The following is a 23,890-nucleotide window of genomic DNA, read 5'->3' on the forward strand; positions in this document are numbered from 1 at the left end:
CAAGGCTGCCGGGTTGCCTTTTTTACATCCCGCCAAAATCCGCCTCCGAAGTCAGACACAAACATTGGACCCGCTAAATACAATCCGTCTGCAACCAACAGTAAAACAATGTGGTGTGTCGGCAAGAAGCCTCAATTTCAGCCATGCCACGCCTTCATTTACATATTATTTTTTGTAACTATTTAATTTTTAGCTAACTTTGCACCCCAAAGTAGCCAACATTATGAAAACCAATATACTTACCGGGCTGATTGCACGTCAGGCCAACCATTATGGAGAGCGTGCGGCACTCAGCGCCCCGGACAACGAGGGAAAATGGCACGACATTTCGTGGAAAAAACTCAGTGACGATGTCGACAAGGCATCAGCGGCGATGGCAGCCCTCGGAATATGCGAGGCGGACAATATCGCGACCTTCTCGGCAAACCGTCCTGAAAACATCGTGACCGACTACGCATGTTTCAACAACCGTGCGGCTTCAGTTTCAATCTATGCCACAAGTTCGCTCGAACAGCTGACATACATATTAAATGACGCAGGATGTCCATTGCTATTCGTAGGCAATACCACACAATATAAAATCGCGCGCCAAGCAATGCCGATGTGTCCGAAGCTCAAACGTATCGTGGTCATCAAGCCGATCACGGTCGACGGTGACGACGACAGTTCGATGCAATGGAGCGACTTTATGAAAATCGGTGAAAATGCTTCCGCCGAAATAAGGAATCTTGTAAAATCACGCACATCATCCGCCACACCCGACGATCTGGCCACACTTGTCTACACTTCAGGCACGACCGGCGAACCGAAGGGCGCCATACTCACCCACTCCAACTATGACGCCGCTATGGAAAGCCACCTGAGACGCATCAACATGGTCAGCGACAAGGATGTCTCAATGGCCTTCCTGCCACTGTGTCATATCTTCGAAAAGGGATGGACTTATTTCTGCCTTGTCAAAGGCATCAAAGTGGCTGTCAACCGCGACCCGCAGGACATACAGTCGACCATCCAGCAGGTGCGCCCCACATGTATGTGTTCCGTCCCCCGGTTCTGGGAGAAGGTCTACACAGCGGTTCAGGAAAAAATCTCATCGATGAATCCTGCGATGCGCATGCTCGTCAGGAGTGCCATCAGAGTCGGACGCCGCCGCAACATCGACTACGCCCGCATCGGCAAGAAAGCCCCGTGGTGGCTCGAGATGCGCTACAAGTTCTTTGATGCAAAAGTGTTCAGTCTTCTCCGCAGCGCCATCGGCATCGACCACGGAAACATATTTCCGACTGCCGGAGCACCGGTGTCGTCAAAAATCGTCGAATTCTTCCATTCGTGCGGCATCAACATAGTCGTAGGCTACGGTCTGTCGGAAACAACCGCCACAGTGTCATGTTTCCCGCAAACCGGCTGGGAAATCGGCTCGGTCGGCACTCCCATTCCATTTGTCGAGGTGAAAATCGGCGACGAAAACGAAGTGCTTGTCAAAAGTCCGATGGTGATGCGCGGCTATTACAACAAGCCGGAGGCAACCGCAGCAGCATTCACCTCCGACGGATGGTTCCGCACAGGTGATGCCGGCTACATTGACGAACATGGCTCAATCTTCCTCACCGACCGTCTGAAAGACCTGTTCAAGACGTCAAACGGCAAATACATAGCTCCGCAAGCTATAGAAACAATCATGGGCGATGACAAATATATTGACCAGATAGCCGTCATCGGTGACCGCAGGAAATTCGTGTCGGCCTTGATTGTCCCCGACTACACGGCTCTAAAGGATTTCGCTGCCCGCGAACGCATCTCATATCATTCAATCGATGAGCTTGTGCGTAATCCACGCATACACGAACTCCTGACCAAACATCTCGAAGAAGCCCAGAAGGGCCTTGCCTCATATGAAAAAATCAAGCGTTTCACCATCCTGCCCAAACCATTCTCCATGGAAAAAGGCGAGTTGACCAATACGCTGAAGGTAAAACGGCATGCCATAAACCGCATATATGCCAAAGAAATCGACGCAATGTACGAATAACTTGACGGGTATCTGTCAGTAAAGCAGATAAAATTTAATCACACAAGCTAAATCAAAGAATTACACAAGATGAAAGTAGCAATCGTTGGCGTCAGTGGCGCCGTAGGTCAGGAATTCCTGCGAGTTCTTGACGAGCAGAATTTCCCAATCGACGAACTCCTTCTTTTCGGCTCTGAACGAAGCGCCGGTAAAACTTACTCATTCCGCGGTAAAGAATATACCGTCCGTCTGCTCCAGCACAACGACGATTTCAAGGGCGTCGATTTCGCCTTTGTATCGGCCGGCGCAGGTGTCTCGCGTGAATTTGCCGAGACCATTACCAAACACGGAGCTGTGATGATTGACAATTCAAGCGCTTTCCGCATGGACGAGGATGTACCTCTGGTTGTCCCCGAGGTCAACGGCGAAGACGCATTCAACACCCCCCGCGGAATCATCGCCAATCCCAACTGCACCACAGCCATCATGGTCGTGGCACTCAAGCCCCTCAACGATATTTCACCCATCAAACGCGTCCATGTGGCCACCTATCAGGCAGCTTCGGGTGCGGGAGCCGTAGCCATGCAGGAGCTTGAGAAACAGTATGCGGAACTCGCGGAAGGCAAAGAGCCCACAGTCGAAAAATTCGCCTATCAGCTTGCCTACAATCTCATCCCCCACATTGACGTGTTCCTCGACAACGACTACACCAAAGAGGAGATGAAGATGTATCACGAGACCAAGAAAATCATGCACGCACCGAATCTCGAAGTGAGCGCCACATGTATCCGTGTCCCGGTCATGCGTGCCCACAGCGAAGCCGTGTGGATTGAGACCGAGACCCCTGTCAGTGTTGAAGACGCCCGCCGTGCGTTCGAAAAAGCCGAAGGCCTTGTGGTCGTCGACGAACCCGCTGCCAAAAAATATCCTATGCCTCTTGACGCCGCCGGAAAAGACCCTGTCTATGCAGGACGTCTCCGCAAGGACATCGCCAATCCCAACGGCCTTACTTTCTGGCTCGTAGGCGACCAGATTAAGAAAGGAGCTGCCCTCAATGCCGTGCAGATTGCACAGTATATGATAGCTCATCCGAGAAACTAAACGCGCAGTTTAGCCAAAACGTCACGTTTATATCAAATCATCACTTTTCAGATTGTGTCAGTGACAGTCTGAAAAGTAATGAAAATATAAAATAAAAAAAATAAATATGTAGGGGCTACCAACCGGAAGCTCCTACATATTTATTTTTGCTATTTTTCACTGTCTATTAGGTTTTTTACAATAAGTATACCAATGTTTTCCAAAGTTTTTTGTATCTTTGCGGATAACATTTTACACATACCATAGGAAACTAAAACTCAATTCTTTAAATAGATTACCAAAACCACTATGAGTAAAGAAAAAAAATTCTTGACCTGTGATGGTAACCAAGCTGCTGCTCATGTGAGCTACATGTTCTCTGAAGTAGCTGCCATTTACCCCATCACTCCCTCATCAACGATGGCTGAATACGTTGACGAATGGGCTGCCGCCGGTCGCAAAAACATCTTTGGCGAAACCGTGCTGGTACAGGAAATGCAGTCAGAAGGCGGAGCCGCAGGAGCCGTTCACGGTTCACTTCAGGCCGGTGCTCTCACCACCACCTACACCGCATCTCAGGGCCTTCTCCTTATGATTCCTAACATGTACAAGATTGCCGGTGAGCTTCTCCCCAGCGTTTTCCATGTTTCAGCCCGTACGCTTGCATCTCACGCCCTCTCGATCTTCGGTGACCATCAGGACGTAATGTCTTGCCGTCAGACCGGCTTTGCAATGCTTGCCGAAGGTTCAGTACAGGAAGTGATGGACCTCGCAGGTGTGGCTCACCTCGCCACTATCAAGAGCCGCGTTCCTTTCATCAACTTCTTCGACGGATTCCGTACATCTCACGAAATCCAGAAGATTGAAGAGATGGACCAGAACGACCTCGCTCCCCTCATCGATCAGGAAGCACTCGCTGAATTCCGCGCACGTGCACTCAACCCCAACAAACCCGTAGCACGCGGTATGGCTGAAAACGGCGACGTTTTCTTCCAGCACCGTGAAGCTTGCAACGAATATTATAACCGTGTTCCCGAAATCGTAGAGGAATACATGAAGGAAATCACCCGTATCACCGGTCGTGAATACGGTCTCTTCAACTACTACGGTGATCCCGAAGCTGAGCGCGTAATCATCGCCATGGGTTCTGTAACTCAGGCTGCTCAGGAGGCTATCGACCATCTCCGCGCCAATGGCGAAAAGGTTGGTCTCGTTGCTGTTCACCTCTATCGTCCGTTCTCTGCAAAGCACTTCCTCGCCGCTGTCCCCAAGACTGCAAAGGCAATCGCTGTGCTTGACCGCACAAAAGAACCCGGAGCAAACGGCGAACCCCTCTACCTCGACGTTAAGGACTGCTTCTATGGTCAGGAAAATGCCCCCGTTATCGTCGGTGGCCGCTACGGTCTCGCATCGAAGGACACTACTCCCGCCCAGATTATCTCAGTGTTCGAAAACCTCGCACTCCCCATGCCGAAGGACCACTTCACTGTCGGCATCGTGGACGACGTGACTTTCACTTCTCTTCCCCCGAAGGAAGAAATCGCACTCGGCGGCGAAGGCACTTTCGAAGCCAAGTTCTACGGTCTCGGCGCTGACGGTACTGTAGGTGCAAACAAGAACTCTGTGAAGATCATCGGTGACAACACCAACAAGTATTGCCAGGCATACTTCGCTTACGACTCTAAGAAGTCAGGCGGCTTCACTTGCTCGCACCTCCGTTTCGGTGACGATCCCATCCGTTCGACTTACCTCGTGACTACTCCGAACTTCGTTGCTTGCCACGTTCAGGCATACCTCCACATGTATGACGTGACCCGCGGTCTCCGCAAGGGCGGTACATTCCTTCTCAACACTATCTGGGAAGGTGAGGAACTTGCCAAGAACCTCCCCAACAAGATCAAGAAGTTCTTCGCAGACAACGACATCACCGTTTACTATATCAACGCAACCAAGATCGCTCAGGAAATCGGCCTCGGTAACCGTACCAACACCATCCTCCAGAGCGCATTCTTCCGCATCACCGAAGTGATCCCCGTTGACCTCGCTGTTGAGCAGATGAAGAAATTCATCGTCAAGAGCTACGGCAAGAAGGGTCAGGACGTTGTCGACAAGAACTATGCAGCTGTCGACCGCGGTGGCGAATACAAGCAGCTCCCCGTCGACAAGGCTTGGAGCAACCTCGAAGCTGAAGCTCCCGAAGCAAACAACGATCCCGCATTCATCAACGACGTTGTTCGCCCCATCAACGCACAGGATGGCGACCTCCTCAAGGTCAGCGCATTCGCAGGTCGCGAAGACGGTACTTGGGAACAGGGCACTGCCGCTTACGAAAAGCGTGGTGTAGCAGCATTCGTTCCTGAATGGATCGAAGAAAACTGTATCCAGTGTAACAAGTGTGCCTATGTCTGCCCCCACGCTGCTATCCGTCCCTTCGTCCTCGACGAAAAGGAAATGGCCAACCTCCCCGTCAAGGCAGGTATCCCCGCCATCGGCAAGCAGTTTGCAGGCATGTCGTTCATCCAGAGCGTCGACGTTCTCGACTGTCTCGGTTGCGGTAACTGTGTTGCTGTCTGCCCGGGCAAGAAGGGCGTGAAGGCTCTCGAAATGAAGCCCCTCGAAACTCAGCTTGAGGTTCAGAAGGAATGGGATTACTGCGTTAAGGAAGTCGCTTCCAAGCAGGACCTCGTTGACATCAAGAGCAACGTGAAGAACTCACAGTTCGCAACTCCGCTCTTCGAATTCTCCGGCGCTTGCTCAGGCTGCGGTGAAACTCCCTACGTCAAACTCATCTCTCAGCTCTTCGGCGACCACGAAATCGTGGCTAACGCAACAGGCTGTTCTTCAATCTACTCAGGCTCAGTTCCTTCAACTCCCTACACCAAGAACGCCAAGGGTCAGGGTATCGCATGGGCCAACTCACTCTTCGAAGACTTCGCTGAATTCGGTCTCGGTATGAGCCTCGCTCACGAAAAACTCCAGACCCGCATCGCAGGTCTCATGCAGCAGGCTCTCGAATGCCCCTCTTGCAGCGCCGAAATCAAGGAACTCGCCGGCAAGTGGCTCGAAAACCGCAACGACTTCGCTGTTACTTCTGAAGTAGCCGAGAAGCTCATTCCTCTCTGCGAGGCTTGTGGCTGCGACATCTGCAAGGCTATCATCGCCAACAAGGAGCACATCGTTAAGCGTTCACAGTGGATCATCGCCGGCGACGGTGCAGCATACGACATCGGTTTCGGTGGTCTCGACCACGTGCTCGCAACCAACAAGAACGTTAACGTCCTCGTTGTCGACACCGAAGTTTATTCAAACACCGGCGGTCAGGCTTCAAAGGCAACTCCTATCGGCGCTATCGCCAAGTTTGCCGCTTCAGGAAAGCGCATCCGCAAGAAAGACCTCGGTCTCATCGCTTCGACCTACGGCTACGTTTACGTTGCACAGATCGCTATGGGTGCTGACAACGCTCAGACTCTCAAGGCAATCCGCGAAGCTGAGGCTTACGACGGACCTTCACTCATCATCGCCTACGCTCCCTGTATCAACCACGGTATCCGCACCGGTATGGGTCACGCACAGGAAGAGCAGCAGAAGGCTGTTGAATGTGGCTACTGGCATCTCTGGCGCTACAACCCCGCTCTCGAAGAAGAAGGCAAGAACCCCTTCACACTCGACTCGAAAGAACCGCAGTGGGATAAGTTCGAAGACTTCCTCAAGGGTGAGGTGCGCTACGCTTCCGTAATGAAGCAGTATCCCGCAGAAGCTGCCGAACTCTTCGCAGCTGCCAAGGCCAACGCACAGTGGCGCTACAACAACTACCGCCGCCTCGCTCAGCAGCAGTGGGGTGTAGAACCCGCTCCCGAAGTTAAGTAAGAATAATCTTATTTAATAATACTCAACATAGTCTTTCCCTTCGGAATTTCACTTCCTTAGAGAAAGACTATGTTTTAATAAAACCTTACTTTTTACGACCTGCAGATAATCATCGAAATAGGACACAAATAAATAACAGGTCAGATAACCTAAATAACCAGTCAGAAATGAAAAGGTATTACACAGTTGCCATCGGTATAGCTATCTCAAGTTTCAACATTTTCGCATCGTCAGCCATCATCGAAAATCCGAACTCACAGTTGCAAACTCCACAGACAGAAGCAGACTCTCTGCGCCATGAGATTGCACTGCTCAAGGCTGAGAAAGAGCAAAACAATCTCCAACTGGCTCAAATTGCCAAAGATAATAAACTAAAGTCAATATGGGGAAGACCAAAATCATTCTCTATAGGATATATAAACACAACTCTTGACCAATCCTCAGTCGGCCTTCCGGACCGAGACGCGCGCTTCGGAGCTTTTTTCAGTTTTGCAAAAACATTCTATCTCCATAAAAAGCCTATTGCAAATCTTATAAAAATTGGACTTGACCTAAACTTTGAAGTCAATTATGTTAACTATGAAAAAGGTCATAATTTCTCTGAAGGCCCTGATTTCAACTGGGACTGGCGTCCGGGACAAGATAATGAGCCCATTGATTACTCAAACAGCTATCTGGGCACTCACCAAATAGATTTGGGCATTGGCCTCGGACCATCCGTGACTATTGCACCCTTCTCATTCCTCTCAGGAAGCATCAACAATCTGAAAGCATCTTTCTACTATCATTTCACCCCATCTTTATCCAGTCTGCTATTCAGCGAATCAGATGATTTAAAACAAAGCTGGGCATTTAATCTCTACCGCTCCTATGGTGTGAAATTGAGCTATAAGAAACTTTCTTTAGGAATCGAGCACCGCAATGGAGAAGCCAAATATAAAGCGATGCCAATTGCCTATTATGAATATAAAGAGGAATCAGGCAATCATTATTACGAAGATGAGGGCTATTGGTATGGAACAGCAAAAGAAGGAGACAAAGTGAAGTACAAAATCTCTGAATTCCGTGCCTACATAGGCATTAACTTCTGATTTACTCCAGTCATCCTCAGACTTTGAAAAATATCCGGTCGGTTCTTGAGAGCATTTCTGCGAATGTCTCAAGAGCCGACCGTTTTTAATCATTATTTAAATGTTTCGGTCAAACTCACCATAAAATGGTGTTGACGCTATGACGATTTTTTTGTAATTTTGCCTCAGTATATAACCCAACCAATACCAAACAACAACTCATGGCTACAACTTTGGTTAACACCGATTTTCATTTCCCCGGACAGACTGCAGTCTATCACGGAAAAGTGCGTGACGTCTACACCATCAATGACGACCTTCTTGTCATGGTCGCAACCGACCGCATCTCAGCCTTCGACGTAATCCTCCCCAAAGGCATCCCCTACAAAGGACAGGCCCTCAACCAGATAGCAGCGTCATTCCTCGACGCTACCGCCGACATCGTCCCCAACTGGAAGATTGCCGTGCCCGACCCTATGGTCACCGTCGGCTACCGTTGCGAAGGACTCCGCCTCGAAATGATCATCCGTGGCTATCTCGCAGGCAGCGCATGGCGCGACTACAAGAACGGAATGCGTGAAATCTGTGGCGTGAAGCTCCCCGAAGGCATGGTAGAGAATCAGGCATTCCCCGAACCCATCATAACCCCCACAACCAAGGCCGATGCAGGTCACGACGAGAACATCTCGCGTGAGGAAGCCATCGCTCAGGGAATCGTGACTGAAGAACAGTTCGACACAATGGCGGCCTACACCCGCGCCCTCTTCAAACGCGGTTCGGAAATGGCAGCTGAAAAGGGACTCATCCTTGTCGACACCAAATATGAATTCGGTCTGCGCGAAGGCAAAGTGATTCTTATCGACGAAATCCATACTCCCGACTCATCGCGCTACTTCTATGCCGAAGGCTACGAGGAACGTCTCGCCAAGGGCGAACCCCAGCGTCAGCTCTCAAAGGAATTCGTGCGCGAATGGCTTATGGCCAACGGCTTCATGGGCAAGGAAGGCCAACAGGTTCCTGAAATGACCGATGCCTTCTGCGAGGAGGTTTCCGAACGCTACATCGAGCTTTACGAGCATATCACAGGCAAGAAATTCGAAAAAGCTCCCGAAGCACATCTCGAAGACCGCATCGCCAAAAACGTGCTCGACTGCCTCACAAATCTCCAGTAAGCCCACAGGCCAATTCTTTTTATAAAAAGCTGTTAAGTGCAAGTAGAAAAAATCAATCCCTACACCGACGATTCGCGCCACAAGACCGAACAGGTGCGCGAGATGTTCGACTCCATCGCCCCGGCCTATGATTTCATGAACCGGGCGATGACGTTCGGCATCGACCGCCTGTGGCGCAGACGCGCCGTGAGGATGATGCGCGATGTCGCCCACCGTGATGTCCTTGACATCGCCACCGGGACAGGAGACCTCGCAATCATGATGGCAAAGGATATGGACGATGCCAGAATCACCGGACTCGACCTCTCGGAAGGGATGATTGAAATCGGCCGCAGGAAAGTGGCTGAAAGCGGACTCGACAAGCGCATATCATTCCAGACCGGCGACTGCCTCGCACTGCCGTTTGCCGACAACTCGTTTGACTGCATAAGCTGTGCCTACGGTGTCAGAAACTTCGAAAATCTGGCGGCCGGCTACAAGGAGATGCAACGCGTCCTGCGTCCGGGAGGTCTGCTCGTCGTCATCGAACTGTCGACTCCTTCGTCAGCTCTCGTCAAGCCGTTCTACAATCTCTACACGCGCTATCTGATACCGGCTGTCGGGAGAATGGTGTCAAAAGACACCCGTGCCTACAGCTATCTGCCGGAATCCATCGCAGCTGTCCCACAGCGCGAACGTATGTGCCGGATTATGCGTGAGGCCGGACTGACCGACTGCCGTTATCTGCCCCTGACATTCGGGACGTGCACAATCTACACAGCTTCGACCAACTGACAACAATCCATTAAATTACAAACCCTTATAAACTCAAAAGTCTTATGTCAAACAACAACAATAATCCCAACGAAATAAAGATTGAACTTACACCCGATGTGGCTCGTGGAATCTACTCAAATCTTGCTGTGATTTCCCACGGTGCTAACGAATTTTTCATCGATTTCATCACCATGGCCCCCAACATGCCTCAGGCCAAGGTGCAGTCACGCATCATCATGACTCCCGAAAACGCCAAGAACCTCCTCGGCGCTCTTATGGAGAATGTGAAGAAATATGAATCTACTTTCGGTGAAATCCGTCCGAAGCGCCCCGTAAACATGGGTGGCAACAACGGCGGAAACGGCGAAATCCCCAACCCATTCATCATGGGTGGAAAAGCCTGATTCATTTAACGTATAATCCATAATTCATAATGCATAATGCATAGGAGGCTCACGCGGAATCTCGCGTAAAGCGACCATGCATTATGCATTATGAATTATAAACAGGACAAAAATGATTGACAACAATTTTACTATCTACAACACACTGACCCGCACCAAACAGCTTTTCACCCCTATCCATGAGGGGAAAGTTGGAATGTATGTGTGCGGGCCGACCGTCTACGGCGACGGACATCTCGGACATGCGCGTCCGGCCATCACATTCGATGTCCTTTTCCGCTACCTCAGCCATCTTGGCTACAAGGTGCGCTATGTCCGCAATATCACCGATGTCGGTCATCTCGAACACGATGCCGACGACGGAGAGGACAAGATTGCCAAGAAAGCGCGTCTTGAACAGCTCGAACCGATGGAAGTGGTTCAGCACTATCTGACCCGCTACCATAAGGCAATGGACGCTCTCAACGTGCTTCCCCCTTCAATCGAGCCACACGCTTCGGGTCATATCATCGAACAGATTGAATACATCAAGAAAATCCTCGACAGCGGATATGCCTACATTTCCGACGGTTCGGTCTATTTCGATGTCCCCAAATTCAACAAGGAGCACCCCTACGGCAAGCTCTCAGGCCGAAACATCGACGAACTTTACGCCAACACCCGCACACTCGACGGACAGGACCAGAAACGCCATCCGGCCGACTTCGCACTCTGGAAAAAGGCTGCGCCAGAACACATCATGCACTGGCCGTCGCCTTGGAGCGAAGGATTCCCCGGCTGGCATCTCGAATGCTCGACAATGGGTGAGAAATATCTCGGCGAGACCTTCGACATACACGGTGGCGGCATGGACCTCATGTTCCCCCACCACGAATGTGAGATAGCTCAGTCCGTTGCCCACAACGGCCACGACACCGTCCGCTACTGGATGCACAACAACATGATTACCATCAACGGCAAGAAGATGGGCAAATCGCTCGGCAACTTCATCACCCTCGACGAATTTTTCAACGGGACTCACCCGCTGCTCGAACAGGCCTATTCGCCGATGACAATCCGCTTCTTCATCCTGCAGGCTCATTACCGCGGGACTGTCGACTTCTCCAACGAAGCTCTCAAGGCATCTGAAAAAGCGCTCGGACGCATGCTCGAAGGCTATCGCAGACTTCAGGAACTTACGCCAGCCGACGAATCGACAATCGACGTCAGCAATATCCGCCGCAAATGCTACGAGGCTATGGACGACGACATGAACACTCCGATTGTCATCGCAAACCTCTTCGACGCGCTCCGCCTCGTCAATCAGGTGAAGGACGGACACGCAAAAGCCACACAGGCCGACATCGACGAGCTTAAAGCCGTGTTCGACATTTTCCTTGTCGACATACTCGGAGTGCGCACTGAAATGGCCGGAAGCGGCGACAACGGTGAGGCACTGCGTCCGTTCGAGCAGGCAATGGACCTCCTGCTTGAAATGCGTGCAAAGGCAAAGGCCAACAAGGACTGGGCCACATCCGACCTGATTCGTGACCGCCTTGCAGCCATCGGATTTACGGTCAAGGACACAAAAGACGGTGCTGAGTGGAAACTAAGCTGATAGCCGGTTATCTCGACTGGGCCACAGAAATAATGCGCGGTTGGGGAGTAGGCGAAAGTCTGCTCCACTTCTGCGCAACTCTTTTGATTGCCGGCGGCGCTCTGCTGCTGGCGTGGCTGCTATATTTCGTCGTCACTCGATATGTCATTCCGGGTGTGCTGAAACTTGTCAGCATAACCGATGCCAAGTGGGACGACATTCTGTTCAACGAACGTCTGCTCAGGGTAGTGGCCGAACTCGCCTGTGTGCTGCTCATGCAGGCGACCATCCCCGACGGACTGGCCTACTATCCGACATTGCAGAGCCTCGCCGTGCTTACATTCAGGATACTGATAGTCTGCGTCGCAGTCCATCTCATCAACCGCTTCCTGCTTGCGGTCTATGAACTGATTGAGAAATCTTCGTCGGGACGGGCATCATCGCTTAAGGGCATACGCCAGATGCTTCAGGTAATATCGGTGTCAATCGGTGTCATCATCATCATCTCGATTCTCGCCAATAAGAATCCGCTGACTGTCATCACCGGCTTGGGTGCTGCCGCCACGGTGCTGATGTTGGTGTTCAAAGACTCGATTATGGGTGTTGTGGCCGGCGTGCAGCTGACACTGAACGATATGCTACGCCCCGGCGACTGGATTACAGTCCCGGCCCGCAACATAAACGGCACAGTGCTTGAAGTGGGACTTACGACAGTCAAAGTCCAGAATTTCGACATGACGATTGTCACGATCCCGCCCTATGCGCTCGTAAGCGAATCATTCCAGAACTGGCGTGGAATGACCGATTCACGCGGCCGACGCATCAACCGGGCAGTGACCATAGATGTCAATAGTGTCAGATTCTGCGACGAAGAGACCTTGCGTGAGCTTAAAAAAGAAGAATGGTGGGGTCAGCTCGACCACTCATGTCCTCACGTCAACCTGACGCTGTTCAGAAAATATCTCGAACACTATATCTCTACGCTTCCCGAAATGAAGACCGACGACAACATGGTCTTCATGGTGCGCGAACTCGCTCCGACATCTGAGGGAATACCTCTCGAACTGTATTTCTTCACCTCGCTCACTTCATGGAAGCCTTATGAACATTTTCAGGCTCAGGTCATAGACCATGTGCTTGCATCGGTCCACCGTTTCGGACTCCGAATTTATCAGGCTCCGTCAGGACGCGACGTCGCGATGCTCGCTACTGCAAGAAACAACTAAAAAATAAACGAGAAGATGATATCACATCGTCTTCTCGCTTAGATAATAAACCAATCATTATCACATTTCTTGCAATGGAAAAAGTAATTTTGCTATGTACTTATAAAACGTGTCACGTCTAAAAAGGTTCAATGCAGAATGAAAAATTTTTATTTTATTCCAATATTTTTGTCAACTCTCCGAAAATAGCTAACTTAGCAATCAGAATTAAATTCAGGAGAAATTGTAATTAACAAATTTTACGCGAGCCGTGCACATCTGTTGCCCGCTCGGGGTGTTAAATTTGCAATGTTAATGATTGAAATATAAACTACACAGAATATCTATGGCAAAAAAGGAAACAACCATAAAGGCTTCTAAGGAGAAGGAAACCGATCCCGCAAAAGCCAAACTCAACGCTCTCGCACAGGCTCTCGGCAACATCGAGAAGAATTTCGGACGTGGAGCCATCATGAAGCTCGGCGACGAAAATATCGAAAACGTCGAAGTCATCCCGACCGGCTCGATCGGTCTCAACCACGCCCTCGGTGTAGGCGGTTATCCGCGCGGACGTATAATCGAGATTTACGGTCCGGAATCATCCGGTAAGACCACCCTTGCAATCCACGCTATCGCCGAAGCACAGAAGGCCGGAGGAATCGCCGCCATCATCGACGCGGAGCATGCTTTTGACCGCTTCTATGCCGAAAAGCTCGGAGTCGATGTCAATAACCTCCTCATGGCGCAGCCCGACAACGGCGAGCAGGCACTTGAGATAGCCGAACAGCTCATACGTTCATCGGCAATCGACATCCTTGTTGTCGACTCAGTGGCCGCACTTACCCCGAAAAGCGAAATTGACGGCGACATGGGCGACAAGAATGTAGGCGTTCAGGCACGACTCATGTCTCAGGCCATGCGTAAGCTCACCGGCACTATTTCGCGCACCAACACGACCTGTATCTTCATCAACCAGCTTCGAGAGAAAATCGGTGTGATGTTCGGCCCGTCGGAAACCACTACCGGTGGCAACGCCCTCAAATTCTATGCCTCTGTGCGTATCGACATCCGCCCGAGTACAGCCATAAAGGACGGTGACGACGTGCTTGGCAAACTTACGAAAGTCAAGGTTGTCAAAAACAAGGTCGCACCTCCCTTCAAGCGTGCTGAATTCGACATCATGTTCGGTGAAGGCATCTCGCGAAGCGGTGAAATCATCGACCTCGGCGTGGAACTCGGTATCATCAAGAAGAGCGGTTCGTGGTTCTCATACAACGATTCGAAAATCGCACAGGGACGCGACGCCGCAAAGCGCGTGATTCAGGACAATCCCGAACTCGCCGACGAACTTGAAGGCCTCATCATGGATGCATTAAAGAATCAGGACAACCGCTCCGGCAAGAAAGAAGCTCCAAAGAAAAAAGACAAGGAAACTTCTGCATCTGCCGACGATAGCGACGAACCGACAGCAGCCGACCTGAAAGCCGTCGACGATACTCTCTTTGACGACGAGGATCTTCCCGACGACTTCTCAATAGAAGAAGACATCTGATTGTCTCAATAAAGGCAAGACACAAAACGCGCCCGATAAAATCAGCCGTAAAAAAAACGGTTGATTTTATTTTAAATAATAAAAGAATATCAAACGGTTGATTTTATCGGGCGCGCTTTTATTTTTTCATGTCCTCCTGTCAGCGCCGGGCTTTCATGGCCAGCAACCTATGGCCCAGACGGCAATAGAGACATTTGCGGGTCTGGCAGTAATTGCGCCGCAGGTGTATCAGCGCCTGAGAAGTAAACGCGTCCTTACACGGAATACCTGCGTTCAGAAACAATGTCACTATCGAATTATTCTCCGAGGGAATCTCATGCAGAAGCTCTACCGCGCGGGCGCAGAGCGCCTCATCACCATGCCTCATACCATAGGCCATCATCATCGGGACGGCTACGTTGATGAGAAGTATGTCCACCGAACTCCGGCTTAGACATTCATATGTGCGCTCACTTCCCGGACCGAAAGTAAAATGAGTTGCCCAGTATCCCGTCAGAGGCTCGTTGAACACCGCCCGCAGCCCCTCAAGTCCGTCGGCCTTTATAATCCTGCTGACAAGCCGTGAGTCATTTGCGATAAGCCGTGCAAGGAGAGCGATGCGGCGGTGAGGGAAATTGTGGGGACGCATCCGCGCCATCTTCCACCCTAACGGCTGCAAGGGTTTCAGGGAAAATTTATGTGCGAAAAAACGGTGCTCTTTATGTAGCATCTCCACATAAGGGTCGGCCATCGGGGCTTTCTCAAGAAAACCTCCCTGACCGAACATAAGCGCCTCAATAGCCACATCCGAATCGCTGTGCTTGCGGAGGAAATGTAAGGGCAACGACATTGCCAGACGCTCCATTGGCTCTGAATTGGTGCTGAAACCGAGCGCGCGAGCAAGAATCACATAACACGTCTGCTCCCAGTCCCCCGAATACTGCTTCATCAGGCTCTCTATATGGTCAACCTTGGAATAGATACGCTCATAGGCAAGCGACGTAATCCAGTCGGCGAGATGAAGGGAAGGGAGTGTCCTTATCTCACGGGCACACGGCAGATCGATGTCCGCACGGTCGACAAGCTCATGGTAACGCCTGTGGAATTCCGGCGAACAGTTCATGCGCATCTGAGGAATCACCTCTCCGTTCGACCGGCATATCTGAGCGTCGTCACGGTCAACGACATGAAGCACCACCGAATCATAAGCCTTGTCGCCGTCGTGACGGTGGCGATGCCAGTCACTCGCCCGGACATGGACTTCGACATCTCCGGCCCAGAGATGGTCGCCTATTTTCACTTTTGCATTGAAAAAGTCAGGCCCCGCATCGGTGTTCAGCCGACCGGGGTCTATGATTGACAGTCTGCGACCGTCCACAGTGACAAGATCGGTCTGCACCAGCAGCCGATGCTGCCACACGTATTGCATCAGTCGCTCCATGGAGAGAGTGGGTTAAGCGTTTGAAATCGAGGAGAAAGAAACCGAGCTGCTTAAAGTTCGTCGACTGCGCGGTTGAGCGCCACCATCTTGAGAGCCGTTTCAGCCGCCTCAGTACCCTTATTTCCGAGAGCACCGCCGGCACGGTCAAGAGCCTGCTGCTCCTCGTTGACAGTCAGCACACCGAAAATAACCGGGATGTCGCAATCAGCATTCAGAGAAGTCATGCCCTGTGTGACACTCTGACACACATAGTCAAAATGAGGAGTATCCCCCTTGATGACACATCCGATTATAATGACTGCGTCAAAATTTCCGGTTTCGATAAGTTTTGATGCGGCAAACGTAAGCTCTACGGCTCCGGGCACGCTTACGACAGCGATATCCTCATCCTTAAGACCGTTTGACTTAAGGAGCGAGACAGCTCCGTCGCGTAGCGCAGAGGTGATATGACCGTTCCATTCAGCCACGGCTATCGCTATTCTTACATCTTCAAGTTTCGGGAGAGCGCTTTGGGGTGTGAACTGTGACATTGTTTATTTATCAGGGTTGATTTAAATTGATTATTCAGTCTGCCATTCATCAACACGAGCTTACCTACCCGCAGATGGATGGCAATGATATTTATACTTAATTACTTCGGGAACACCTTATGCCACAGCCCGAGAATATCGAGAGAAGAACTTCGGGCATTGAACAGGATATCGACAATCTGACGGTGTTCATCAGTCGCATTTATCTTAGTAGCCTTGTGGAGCATGGTGTTGAGCAGATGGATGCCTTTTTCCTTCATAGCATTGACGCGCAGCATCGCCTCGCCGAGCGAGATTGAAAGCTGGAGCTGCTTCAGAGTGAATTCAGGCTCTATTTTTGTGAGATATTTCAATGCCCTGCTGTAATACTGCATTGCCTCTCTGTGGCGTCCCATCTGCGCAAGGGTATCACCCTCCGATTTAATTGAGTCGACGAGTCGTCCTGTTGCCTCGCTGACCCCGGAATTGACAAGCTGGAGATAGGTGGATGTCGCCACCTGATAGTGGGCAAGCAGTTCAGCCTGCTTCACGCGGTTGCGATAGGTGGCGGTAGTGGCGTTCAGAGCCATGACATGGGGAGTGGCATAGCGCTCCGGATTCGTCTTGGCCAGACGCTCGTAAATCTTCAGAGCCTTCGAAAGCTCGCGCTCGGCCTGCTTGTATTCCTTGCGCTGCGTATGGAGAAAAGCGATGTCATAGAGCAGAGCGCCGAGTATCTGCAAGAAAGGTTCGTCTTTCCTCTTTGCCTCCTGCGACAGCAGGGTCAGCGTCGACGCAGCCGACGACATGGCCGAATCCATGTCATCTTTTTCGATAAACAGAGCCGTCAGAATCTGCATCAATGCGGCATGTATGTCGAGCAGATGACGGTCGTTCTCGCCCGAACGGGTAATCAGAGCGTCTATTTCCTCAAGCCCCCGTATCGCACGGTCGATTTCACCGCTCCCCACCATCTCAATCGCGGTGGAACGCAGAAAATCGTAGGCTGTATCGAATTCAACCTCACCTATGGCATGACGCAGTTCCGACATCGAGCGGTTGCGCCTTATGAGCGCACGCAGTGAAGAAATATCGGTTGTCGGTTTGGCAAAAACGTCTTCAAGAGAAATAGCTTTCATCTTTTTTCTTTAATGCAGAAATGTGGTCTGTTTTTAATCGCTTATCGGTTTAGTGGCTTCAATGCACACAGGGATGACTGATGGCAGAGGCAAGCTCACTGTGGGCAGTCTCGTTTCCGTAGTCCATAATCTCGTCGGCATCGCGTTTTCCCTCAGTCAGTGCGCGGACAATGCCCGCAAGCGCACCTGCGCTCCACTGAAACTCAGTGTTGCCGCTCGGATGGCATTCTTTCGTCCAGCTCTTGTCACCCTCGAAAAAGCGCATAATCTTAGCCTCGGGTTCGAGATCGAGAAAACGTGGACAATAGAAATGTATGTGGTCCTTGAATATGGAATCAATATCATGGTCAGGAAATATGGCTGCGATTTCTGTATTCCGCGCCACAACCAGATCGGCGAGTTCAAGGCAGTCGAAAACCGACGGCATCACCCTTGTGATGCGCGGGACCTGATGCCATTCGAAATATGGAAGATACACAAGATATGCCTTGCGGCTTTTGGCATGTTTCAGCAAATCAATGATACGGGAATGGTTGCGGCTATCAAGCGCCATGTATGAACCATAGACGACAATGTCGCCTTCGTCAATGTGAGGCCACATAGCATTGACCGGCTCTTTCGGATAATCCTTGTGGTCAACGGCCGTCGATGTGTCATTTCCGGCAAACACTCTCACGGGGCTAACTCCTTCCGAGAAACGGTCAACGGACTCCGTACCTACGTTCGCCTTACGGAGATAGTCAATTATATGGTCTCCGACAGTTCCGTCGGCAGCCTCTCCGACCCAGACGGTCGGAAGCTCCATTTGTCCGTCAAGCACGGCTGCATTAACAGCCCAGTCGCCCACTCCTGTGTCGGCGTGACCGTCGGCACACAGCGAAACGTTGAGTGCCAGTTCCCCGATATAAATAGCCTTGTTCATATATTGTCTGATTCTTTTCGCGATTTAAAACCAAGGAAACCGCCATGATGGCGCTTGGCATAATCCTCGGCGGTAAAACCTGTCCGACAGGTGACATTGACCACAAGCACATCGCCAATGACACTCATGACCGTAGTCGAAGTAGTCGGTGTAAGCCCCAAGGGACAGACCTCTTCAGCACCACCCGTCAGAAGTGTAACGTCTGCGACCCGCGTAAGTTCACTTTCAGGACGCCCCGTAACCGCTATTACAGGAATTGCAGGATAGAGACGCCGGGCAAGCGTCACGAGCTCTATGACTTCGCGCGTAGAACCCGAATTTGACACAAGGAGCAAAATGTCGTCGGGCTGCAACACTCCTATGTCGCCATGCTGCGCCTCGCTCGGATGGAGACTCACTGCGGGAGTGCCGGTCGAAGAAAACTTCGTCGCGATATTGAGGGCTATCTGCCCTGCCTTGCCCATGCCCGAGGCCACAAGCTTACCTCCGCGACGGTGTACATGTTCGAGGATAAGCCCTACGGCCTTGTCGTAGGCGTCGCTGTATGGAATCGCGTGAAGCGCACGGGCCTCTGCCTCTACTATCTGCCTCATCGACTCCTCTATACTGAGTTGATGCATTGACTTTTGGGTTACCTTATCTAACTTAGTAAAATTGTGCTTTTATTGAAAAACTCGGAGCGGATTACCGATACTGTCTTTATTTTCATCTAAAAGTTGTTGCAACGACTTTCCGGAAATAAAACACAGTCCCGGACAACCCTGAAAAAATTCAACTTAGGAAAAAGCAAACCGACTCCCGGAAGCCTGTAAGCCGAGCTTCTCCCTGCAAATGTACGGATTTTAACCTAACCCTACAAACTAAACGGATTTTTTTGTAATTTTGCACTTTATGTTAATTATAAAATTATGAAAATCGCTCTAATAGGATATGGAAAGATGGGACATGCGATTGAGCGCATAGCCCGCGAACGAGGTCATGAAATCGTCTCGATTATCGACGTCAACAACAACGCTGACATCGACAGCGAGGCATTCGCCTCAGCCGATGCTGCAATCGAATTCACCACTCCGGCGACAGCCCCCGACAATGTGATGCGCGCCGCAGCCGCTGGTGTCCCTGTGATATGCGGTTCGACCGGATGGGCAGCCCGCCGCGAAGAAGTCGAGAAGCGTGTCAACGAACTCGGCGGCGCTCTTCTTGCCTCAAGCAACTTTTCAATCGGTGTCAATATCTTCAATATCGTCAACCGTAAGCTCGCGGCGCTCATGAGCCATCTTCCGCAATATATGCCACACATGTACGAGACACACCACGTCCATAAACTCGACCATCCGTCGGGCACTGCCATCACTCTTGCCGAAGGTATCATCGCCGAGAACGGACGAATCAATTCTTGGGCTGACGAAGGCATCGTGTGGATCGACGAGAACAACGCTTCAATGACCCCGCAGGAAATCGAGGCTACAATCGAGAAACCGGCCATGGACACCGACGCTCTCCCCGTGCTCAGTTTCCGCGAAGGCGAAGTCCCCGGCACACATACAATCGACTGGGATTCTGCCGTTGACTGCATCTCAATCACCCACCGTGCAAAAAGCCGCGACGGTTTCGCCCTCGGTGCGGTCATGGCTGCCGAATGGATTGCCGGACGCAAAGGCATCTTCTCTATCGAGACAATGATGGAGGAACTTCTCTGAGAGGCTAATCCGAAAAAACATTAACAGGCCTCTCTCCTCATCTGCAACATAAACTTCAATCCTCTTTTCCCAGACCTGAATTCTTCAATGACAAAGACAAACGACTCCCGACAGGATGCAAAAAGCTTTACCGACGACTTTATCAGCCGCGTCAAAGCCAACCGCAAAACACGCTGGATACGATTCGCAATCGTGTCGCTATTATTTTTTCTATGGGTGGCATGGCTCGGAAGCTGGTGGGTGCTGATCTTCTGGTTTCTCCTGTTTGACATCTACATCACAGGCTACATCCCTCTGACATGGTGGAAAAACTCGAACAATCCTGCCGTACGCGCAGTCATGAGCTGGGTCGACGCTATTGTCTATGCCCTTATCCTCGTCTATTTCGTCTTTACATTCATAGGGCAGAACTATCAGATACCCTCTTCCTCGCTCGAAAAGTCACTGCTCGTCGGCGACTATCTGTGGGTCAACAAGATGGCCTACGGACCGAGAGTCCCGATGACACCTGTACACTTCCCTCTGGTCCAGAACACATTTCCCATTATCAACACCAAGTCATATCTCGACTCACCCCAATGGGAATACAAGCGCCTTAAAGGATTCGGCAATGTGAAGCGCGGCGACATTGTGGTGTTCAACTTCCCTGCCGGCGATACCGTTGCCGTCAAAGTCCAGAACCCCGACTACTACACGCTCGTAAAAATGTATGGCCGTGATGCCATCTACAATAATCCGCAGACTTTCGGCGATGTAATATACAGGCCGGTTGACCGCAGAGAAAACTATGTGAAACGCTGCGTAGGCCTGCCGGGCGACAGAATTAAAATCGTCGACGGTGTAATCTACATAAACGGCGAAGCCATGAAACAGCCCGAAAACGTACAGTTCAACTATTACTTCCAGATGAAAAACGGAAGCATGTCGGAAGCCGACTGGGATGAACTCGGAATCTCTGTCGACGACCGCCACGAAGTTCCTGTAACCCCCGAGGATGTTCCCGGACTGCGTTCTCTCGGCTTCACAGTCAATCCCGACGGATCTGTACCATCGATCTACGCATCGCCTCTAACCCCGGCCATGATTGAAGCCCTCAACAGCAACCCGAACATCGCAAAACTGATGAAGATGCCCGCTCCCAAAGGCGAACCGCTCTATCCCGACATCGTAAGCGAAAACTGGACACGTGCCGATTACGGCGAACTCTGGATTCCCCAAAAAGGTGCAAGCCTCAGGATGAGTCCGCGTGCATGGCAAATCTACGGCCGCGTAATCAAAGACTATGAAGGAAACCATGACGCTGAATTCCGCGACGGAAAACTCTATATCAACGGACAACCGCAGGACAGCTATAAGTTCAAGATGGATTACTATTTCATGATGGGCGACAACCGTGACAACTCGCTCGACTCACGTTACTGGGGATTCGTACCCGAGGACCACATCGTCGGCCGTCCCGAAAGAGTGCTCATCTCGTTCGACAAGGACAAGTCACTCCTTAACGGCGGCATCCGCTGGAACAGAATTTTCCGCGAAGCCAACATCGATAAATATTAATCATCCGTCTCTGATCCTCGTCTGAAACTGATGGAAAATCAAACTATCACCGGCAATATCACAGTGCTCCCTCCCGTTTTCTGCGGGTCAGTGGAGCACTATGTTAATGTCAGGGTGGCCGAAGCCACAGCCATTGACTGGAAAAGACGTTTCGACAAACGGTTCAAGGTCACCCACCGCTTTGCGATTGCCGACACACGCGGAAGGCTTGAACTGACAGTCCCCATAGCCAAACCGCAGAGCAGCCAATGTTGCTGGGGCGACATAGAAATCTCGACCCACGGCAACTGGTGGGATGTACACCGCATAGCTCTCGAAAGCGCCTATGGCCGGACACCGTTTTTCGAGTATTACGCCGACTCGCTTCTCCCGATGCTCACAGCCGGAGTCGAGGAGCGTTTTCCGCTTCTGAAAGATCTCTCCGACGCATGGGACACGTGGATCAGACATAAACTGATGTTGCCATTGCCGGTCGCTGCCGAGACCGGTGAATCACGGCCCGAGTCACCGTCAATCATTACTGAAAACAGTAACAACGCGACCGATTTCGCCCAATACTGGCAGGTACGTGCCGATAAAATCGGCTTTATCGGAAATCTTTCAGTACTCGACCTCATCTTCAATCTCGGACCGGAAGCCATCATCTATCTCGACAAAGCAGCCGGCATGACAGACTGAAAAAACCTACTTCCCCCACCCTCCTCATCTTTATCATTCTACGCCCACTATTCAACACATTTCACATAAACTAACGTCAAAAAAACGATAAACACCATGAGAGTCATCGACCACCTCAGATCCAATCCCGGCTCTACGGCATTCTCCTTCGAGATTCTTCCACCACTCAAGGGCAACAGCATTCTCAAAGTCTACAACATCATAGACAAGCTGCGCGAATTCGAACCGAAATACATCAACATCACCTCACATCGCAGCGAAATGATATTCAAAGAGATGCCCGACGGTTCATTCCGCCCACAGAAGATGCGCAAACGTCCCGGTTCGGTAGCCATAGCCTCGGCCATACAGAATAAATACGGAATCAATGCTGTGCCCCATATCATCTGCAAGGGTTTCACACGCGAAGAGACGGAGTATGCCCTGATTGACCTTAACTTTCTCGGTGTCCACGACCTCCTGCTGCTCCGTGGCGACACAAAAGGGCCTGAAAAATCCGACGACCCCGCAAAGATAAACCTCCATGCCACCGACCTCCAGCAACAGGTCAACAATTTTAACATCGGCATATATGCTGACGGTGAGAAATTTGAAGCCAATGAGACTCCATTCTCCTACGGCATGGCCTGCTATCCTGAAAAACACGAGGAAGCACCCAACATGGAATCCGACATCTACTATGCCCGGCAGAAAGTTGACGCAGGAGCTGACTATCTTGTCACCCAGATGTTTTTTGACAATGAGAAATACTACGCATACGTCGAGCGTTGCCGTGAGGCCGGTATAACCGTCCCCATCATTCCCGGCATAAAGCCCATCGTGCTGAAAAACCAGCTCAATGTACTCCCAAAGATTTTCCGCTCCGAAATCCCTGAACCGCTCGCTGCCGAACTGCGCAGATGCGAATCCGACGCTCAGGTTAAAGAAGTCGGCATCGAATGGTGCATCGCCCAATGCCGCGACCTGATGGCACATGGCGTCCCCAGCCTTCATTTCTACACGCTTATGGCATCCGACTCTGTGCGCCGCATCGCACAGGCAATCTATTAGGACTACGATATTACAAAAAAATAACAGACCTGTTATTCCCGGTTACAGGAAGCGACAATCTCAAATGTCACTTCCGGGCCGATTGAATAACAGGTCTGTTATTTTAACGTGAGTTCGATATAAGAAATCAGAACAACGTCAATTGATTGTCCGACACGAACTCCAGTGAAATAGACGGTTTTTTTGGAAAGAAACAATATGCAGCTATTGCACTCAGGGCATTGG

18 protein-coding genes and 2 pseudogenes are annotated in these 23,890 nt (G+C 50.9%); 14 read left to right on the forward strand and 6 right to left on the reverse strand.

Going from position 1 to position 23,890, the window contains the following annotated elements; genetic code table 11:
* The first annotated feature begins 223 nt into the window (after positions 1-223).
* The 10 genes and pseudogenes from QZ311_RS07105 to recA form a co-directional block, all read left to right on the forward strand.
* Positions 224-2,029, forward strand: a complete 1,806-nt coding sequence (locus tag QZ311_RS07105; RefSeq protein ID WP_297065969.1) for a long-chain fatty acid--CoA ligase — start codon at positions 224-226, stop codon at positions 2,027-2,029.
* A gap of 69 nt (positions 2,030-2,098) precedes the next feature.
* Positions 2,099-3,109: an aspartate-semialdehyde dehydrogenase gene (locus tag QZ311_RS07110; protein WP_297065971.1), complete on the forward strand. Its 1,011-nt coding sequence runs from the start codon at positions 2,099-2,101 to the stop codon at positions 3,107-3,109.
* A 288-nt stretch (positions 3,110-3,397) separates the two neighbouring features.
* Positions 3,398-6,955 (forward strand): pyruvate:ferredoxin (flavodoxin) oxidoreductase, encoded by a 3,558-nt coding sequence (nifJ, locus tag QZ311_RS07115; RefSeq protein ID WP_297065974.1) that lies wholly within the window; start codon positions 3,398-3,400, stop codon positions 6,953-6,955.
* Positions 6,956-7,122: 167 nt separating this feature from the next.
* Entirely contained in the window at positions 7,123-8,046 is a 924-nt protein-coding gene (locus tag QZ311_RS07120) for a hypothetical protein (protein WP_297065977.1), read from the forward strand.
* A gap of 200 nt (positions 8,047-8,246) precedes the next feature.
* Positions 8,247-9,197, forward strand: a complete 951-nt coding sequence (locus tag QZ311_RS07125; protein ID WP_297065981.1) for a phosphoribosylaminoimidazolesuccinocarboxamide synthase — start codon at positions 8,247-8,249, stop codon at positions 9,195-9,197.
* 36 nt (positions 9,198-9,233) lie between these two features.
* Entirely contained in the window at positions 9,234-9,971 is a 738-nt protein-coding gene (gene ubiE, locus QZ311_RS07130; RefSeq protein WP_297065983.1) for a bifunctional demethylmenaquinone methyltransferase/2-methoxy-6-polyprenyl-1,4-benzoquinol methylase UbiE, read from the forward strand.
* A 44-nt stretch (positions 9,972-10,015) separates the two neighbouring features.
* Entirely contained in the window at positions 10,016-10,357 is a 342-nt protein-coding gene (locus tag QZ311_RS07135) for a DUF3467 domain-containing protein (protein ID WP_297065986.1), read from the forward strand.
* A 115-nt stretch (positions 10,358-10,472) separates the two neighbouring features.
* Positions 10,473-11,954 (forward strand): cysteine--tRNA ligase, encoded by a 1,482-nt coding sequence (gene cysS / locus QZ311_RS07140; protein ID WP_297066015.1) that lies wholly within the window; start codon positions 10,473-10,475, stop codon positions 11,952-11,954.
* Entirely contained in the window at positions 11,939-13,159 is a 1,221-nt protein-coding gene (locus tag QZ311_RS07145) for a mechanosensitive ion channel domain-containing protein (RefSeq protein ID WP_297065989.1), read from the forward strand. Before cysS ends, QZ311_RS07145 begins: the two co-directional genes overlap by 16 nt.
* 325 nt (positions 13,160-13,484) lie before the next feature.
* A pseudogene (gene recA / locus QZ311_RS07150) lies at positions 13,485-14,522 on the forward strand (recombinase RecA); the annotation flags it as partial.
* A 307-nt stretch (positions 14,523-14,829) separates the two neighbouring features.
* Here the strand turns inward: recA and QZ311_RS07155 are convergent.
* The 5 genes from QZ311_RS07155 to QZ311_RS07175 all read right to left on the reverse strand — a co-directional run bounded on the left by QZ311_RS07155 (position 14,830) and on the right by QZ311_RS07175 (position 19,285).
* Entirely contained in the window at positions 14,830-16,110 is a 1,281-nt protein-coding gene (locus QZ311_RS07155; protein ID WP_297065992.1) for a DUF2851 family protein, read from the reverse strand.
* Positions 16,111-16,160: 50 nt separating this feature from the next.
* On the reverse strand, positions 16,161-16,640 hold the full coding sequence (ribH, locus tag QZ311_RS07160) for a 6,7-dimethyl-8-ribityllumazine synthase (RefSeq protein ID WP_123613811.1): 480 nt from the start codon (positions 16,638-16,640) through the stop codon (positions 16,161-16,163).
* 101 nt (positions 16,641-16,741) lie between these two features.
* Complete coding sequence (locus QZ311_RS07165; protein WP_297065995.1) at positions 16,742-17,758, reverse strand: hypothetical protein; 1,017 nt, start codon at positions 17,756-17,758, stop codon at positions 16,742-16,744.
* Positions 17,759-17,816: 58 nt separating this feature from the next.
* The gene (locus QZ311_RS07170; protein WP_297065997.1) at positions 17,817-18,680 is read right to left on the reverse strand and encodes a hypothetical protein; all 864 of its coding nucleotides are present in this window, start codon (positions 18,678-18,680) and stop codon (positions 17,817-17,819) included.
* Complete coding sequence (locus QZ311_RS07175) at positions 18,677-19,285, reverse strand: SIS domain-containing protein (protein WP_297066017.1); 609 nt, start codon at positions 19,283-19,285, stop codon at positions 18,677-18,679. Before QZ311_RS07175 ends, QZ311_RS07170 begins: the two co-directional genes overlap by 4 nt.
* A gap of 303 nt (positions 19,286-19,588) precedes the next feature.
* Between QZ311_RS07175 and QZ311_RS07180 the strand changes: the two genes are divergently transcribed.
* The 4 genes from QZ311_RS07180 to metF all read left to right on the forward strand — a co-directional run bounded on the left by QZ311_RS07180 (position 19,589) and on the right by metF (position 23,665).
* Positions 19,589-20,380, forward strand: coding sequence for a dihydrodipicolinate reductase C-terminal domain-containing protein (locus QZ311_RS07180; protein WP_297066001.1), 792 nt, complete (start codon positions 19,589-19,591; stop codon positions 20,378-20,380).
* Between the two features lie 87 nt (positions 20,381-20,467).
* Positions 20,468-21,937, forward strand: a complete 1,470-nt coding sequence (gene lepB / locus QZ311_RS07185) for a signal peptidase I (protein ID WP_297066004.1) — start codon at positions 20,468-20,470, stop codon at positions 21,935-21,937.
* 30 nt (positions 21,938-21,967) lie between these two features.
* Positions 21,968-22,615, forward strand: coding sequence for a WbqC family protein (locus tag QZ311_RS07190; protein ID WP_297066006.1), 648 nt, complete (start codon positions 21,968-21,970; stop codon positions 22,613-22,615).
* A 96-nt stretch (positions 22,616-22,711) separates the two neighbouring features.
* Positions 22,712-23,665, forward strand: a complete 954-nt coding sequence (gene metF, locus QZ311_RS07195) for a methylenetetrahydrofolate reductase [NAD(P)H] (RefSeq protein ID WP_297066009.1) — start codon at positions 22,712-22,714, stop codon at positions 23,663-23,665.
* Between the two features lie 127 nt (positions 23,666-23,792).
* Here the strand turns inward: metF and QZ311_RS07200 are convergent.
* Positions 23,793-23,890 (reverse strand): annotated as a pseudogene (locus QZ311_RS07200) (IS982 family transposase); the annotation flags it as partial.

The sequence above is a fragment of the uncultured Duncaniella sp. genome, assembly GCF_910578445.1.
Lineage (GTDB): Bacteria > Bacteroidota > Bacteroidia > Bacteroidales > Muribaculaceae > Duncaniella.

Bases quoted from the DNA above. Each gene is read 5' to 3' on its own strand.
- QZ311_RS07170 (WP_297065997.1), bottom strand. From the start codon at position 18,680: ATGAACAAGGCTATTTATATCGGGGAACTGGCACTCAACGTTTCGCTG.
- QZ311_RS07120 (WP_297065977.1), top strand. From the start codon at position 7,123: ATGAAAAGGTATTACACAGTTGCCATCGGTATAGCTATCTCAAGTTTC.
- QZ311_RS07105 (WP_297065969.1), top strand. From the start codon at position 224: ATGAAAACCAATATACTTACCGGGCTGATTGCACGTCAGGCCAACCAT.
- metF (WP_297066009.1), top strand. From the start codon at position 22,712: ATGAGAGTCATCGACCACCTCAGATCCAATCCCGGCTCTACGGCATTC.
- QZ311_RS07180 (WP_297066001.1), top strand. From the start codon at position 19,589: ATGAAAATCGCTCTAATAGGATATGGAAAGATGGGACATGCGATTGAG.
- nifJ (WP_297065974.1), top strand. From the start codon at position 3,398: ATGAGTAAAGAAAAAAAATTCTTGACCTGTGATGGTAACCAAGCTGCT.
- QZ311_RS07110 (WP_297065971.1), top strand. From the start codon at position 2,099: ATGAAAGTAGCAATCGTTGGCGTCAGTGGCGCCGTAGGTCAGGAATTC.
- ribH (WP_123613811.1), bottom strand. From the start codon at position 16,640: ATGTCACAGTTCACACCCCAAAGCGCTCTCCCGAAACTTGAAGATGTA.
- QZ311_RS07165 (WP_297065995.1), bottom strand. From the start codon at position 17,758: ATGAAAGCTATTTCTCTTGAAGACGTTTTTGCCAAACCGACAACCGAT.
- QZ311_RS07125 (WP_297065981.1), top strand. From the start codon at position 8,247: ATGGCTACAACTTTGGTTAACACCGATTTTCATTTCCCCGGACAGACT.
- QZ311_RS07155 (WP_297065992.1), bottom strand. From the start codon at position 16,110: ATGGAGCGACTGATGCAATACGTGTGGCAGCATCGGCTGCTGGTGCAG.
- lepB (WP_297066004.1), top strand. From the start codon at position 20,468: ATGACAAAGACAAACGACTCCCGACAGGATGCAAAAAGCTTTACCGAC.
- QZ311_RS07135 (WP_297065986.1), top strand. From the start codon at position 10,016: ATGTCAAACAACAACAATAATCCCAACGAAATAAAGATTGAACTTACA.
- QZ311_RS07190 (WP_297066006.1), top strand. From the start codon at position 21,968: ATGGAAAATCAAACTATCACCGGCAATATCACAGTGCTCCCTCCCGTT.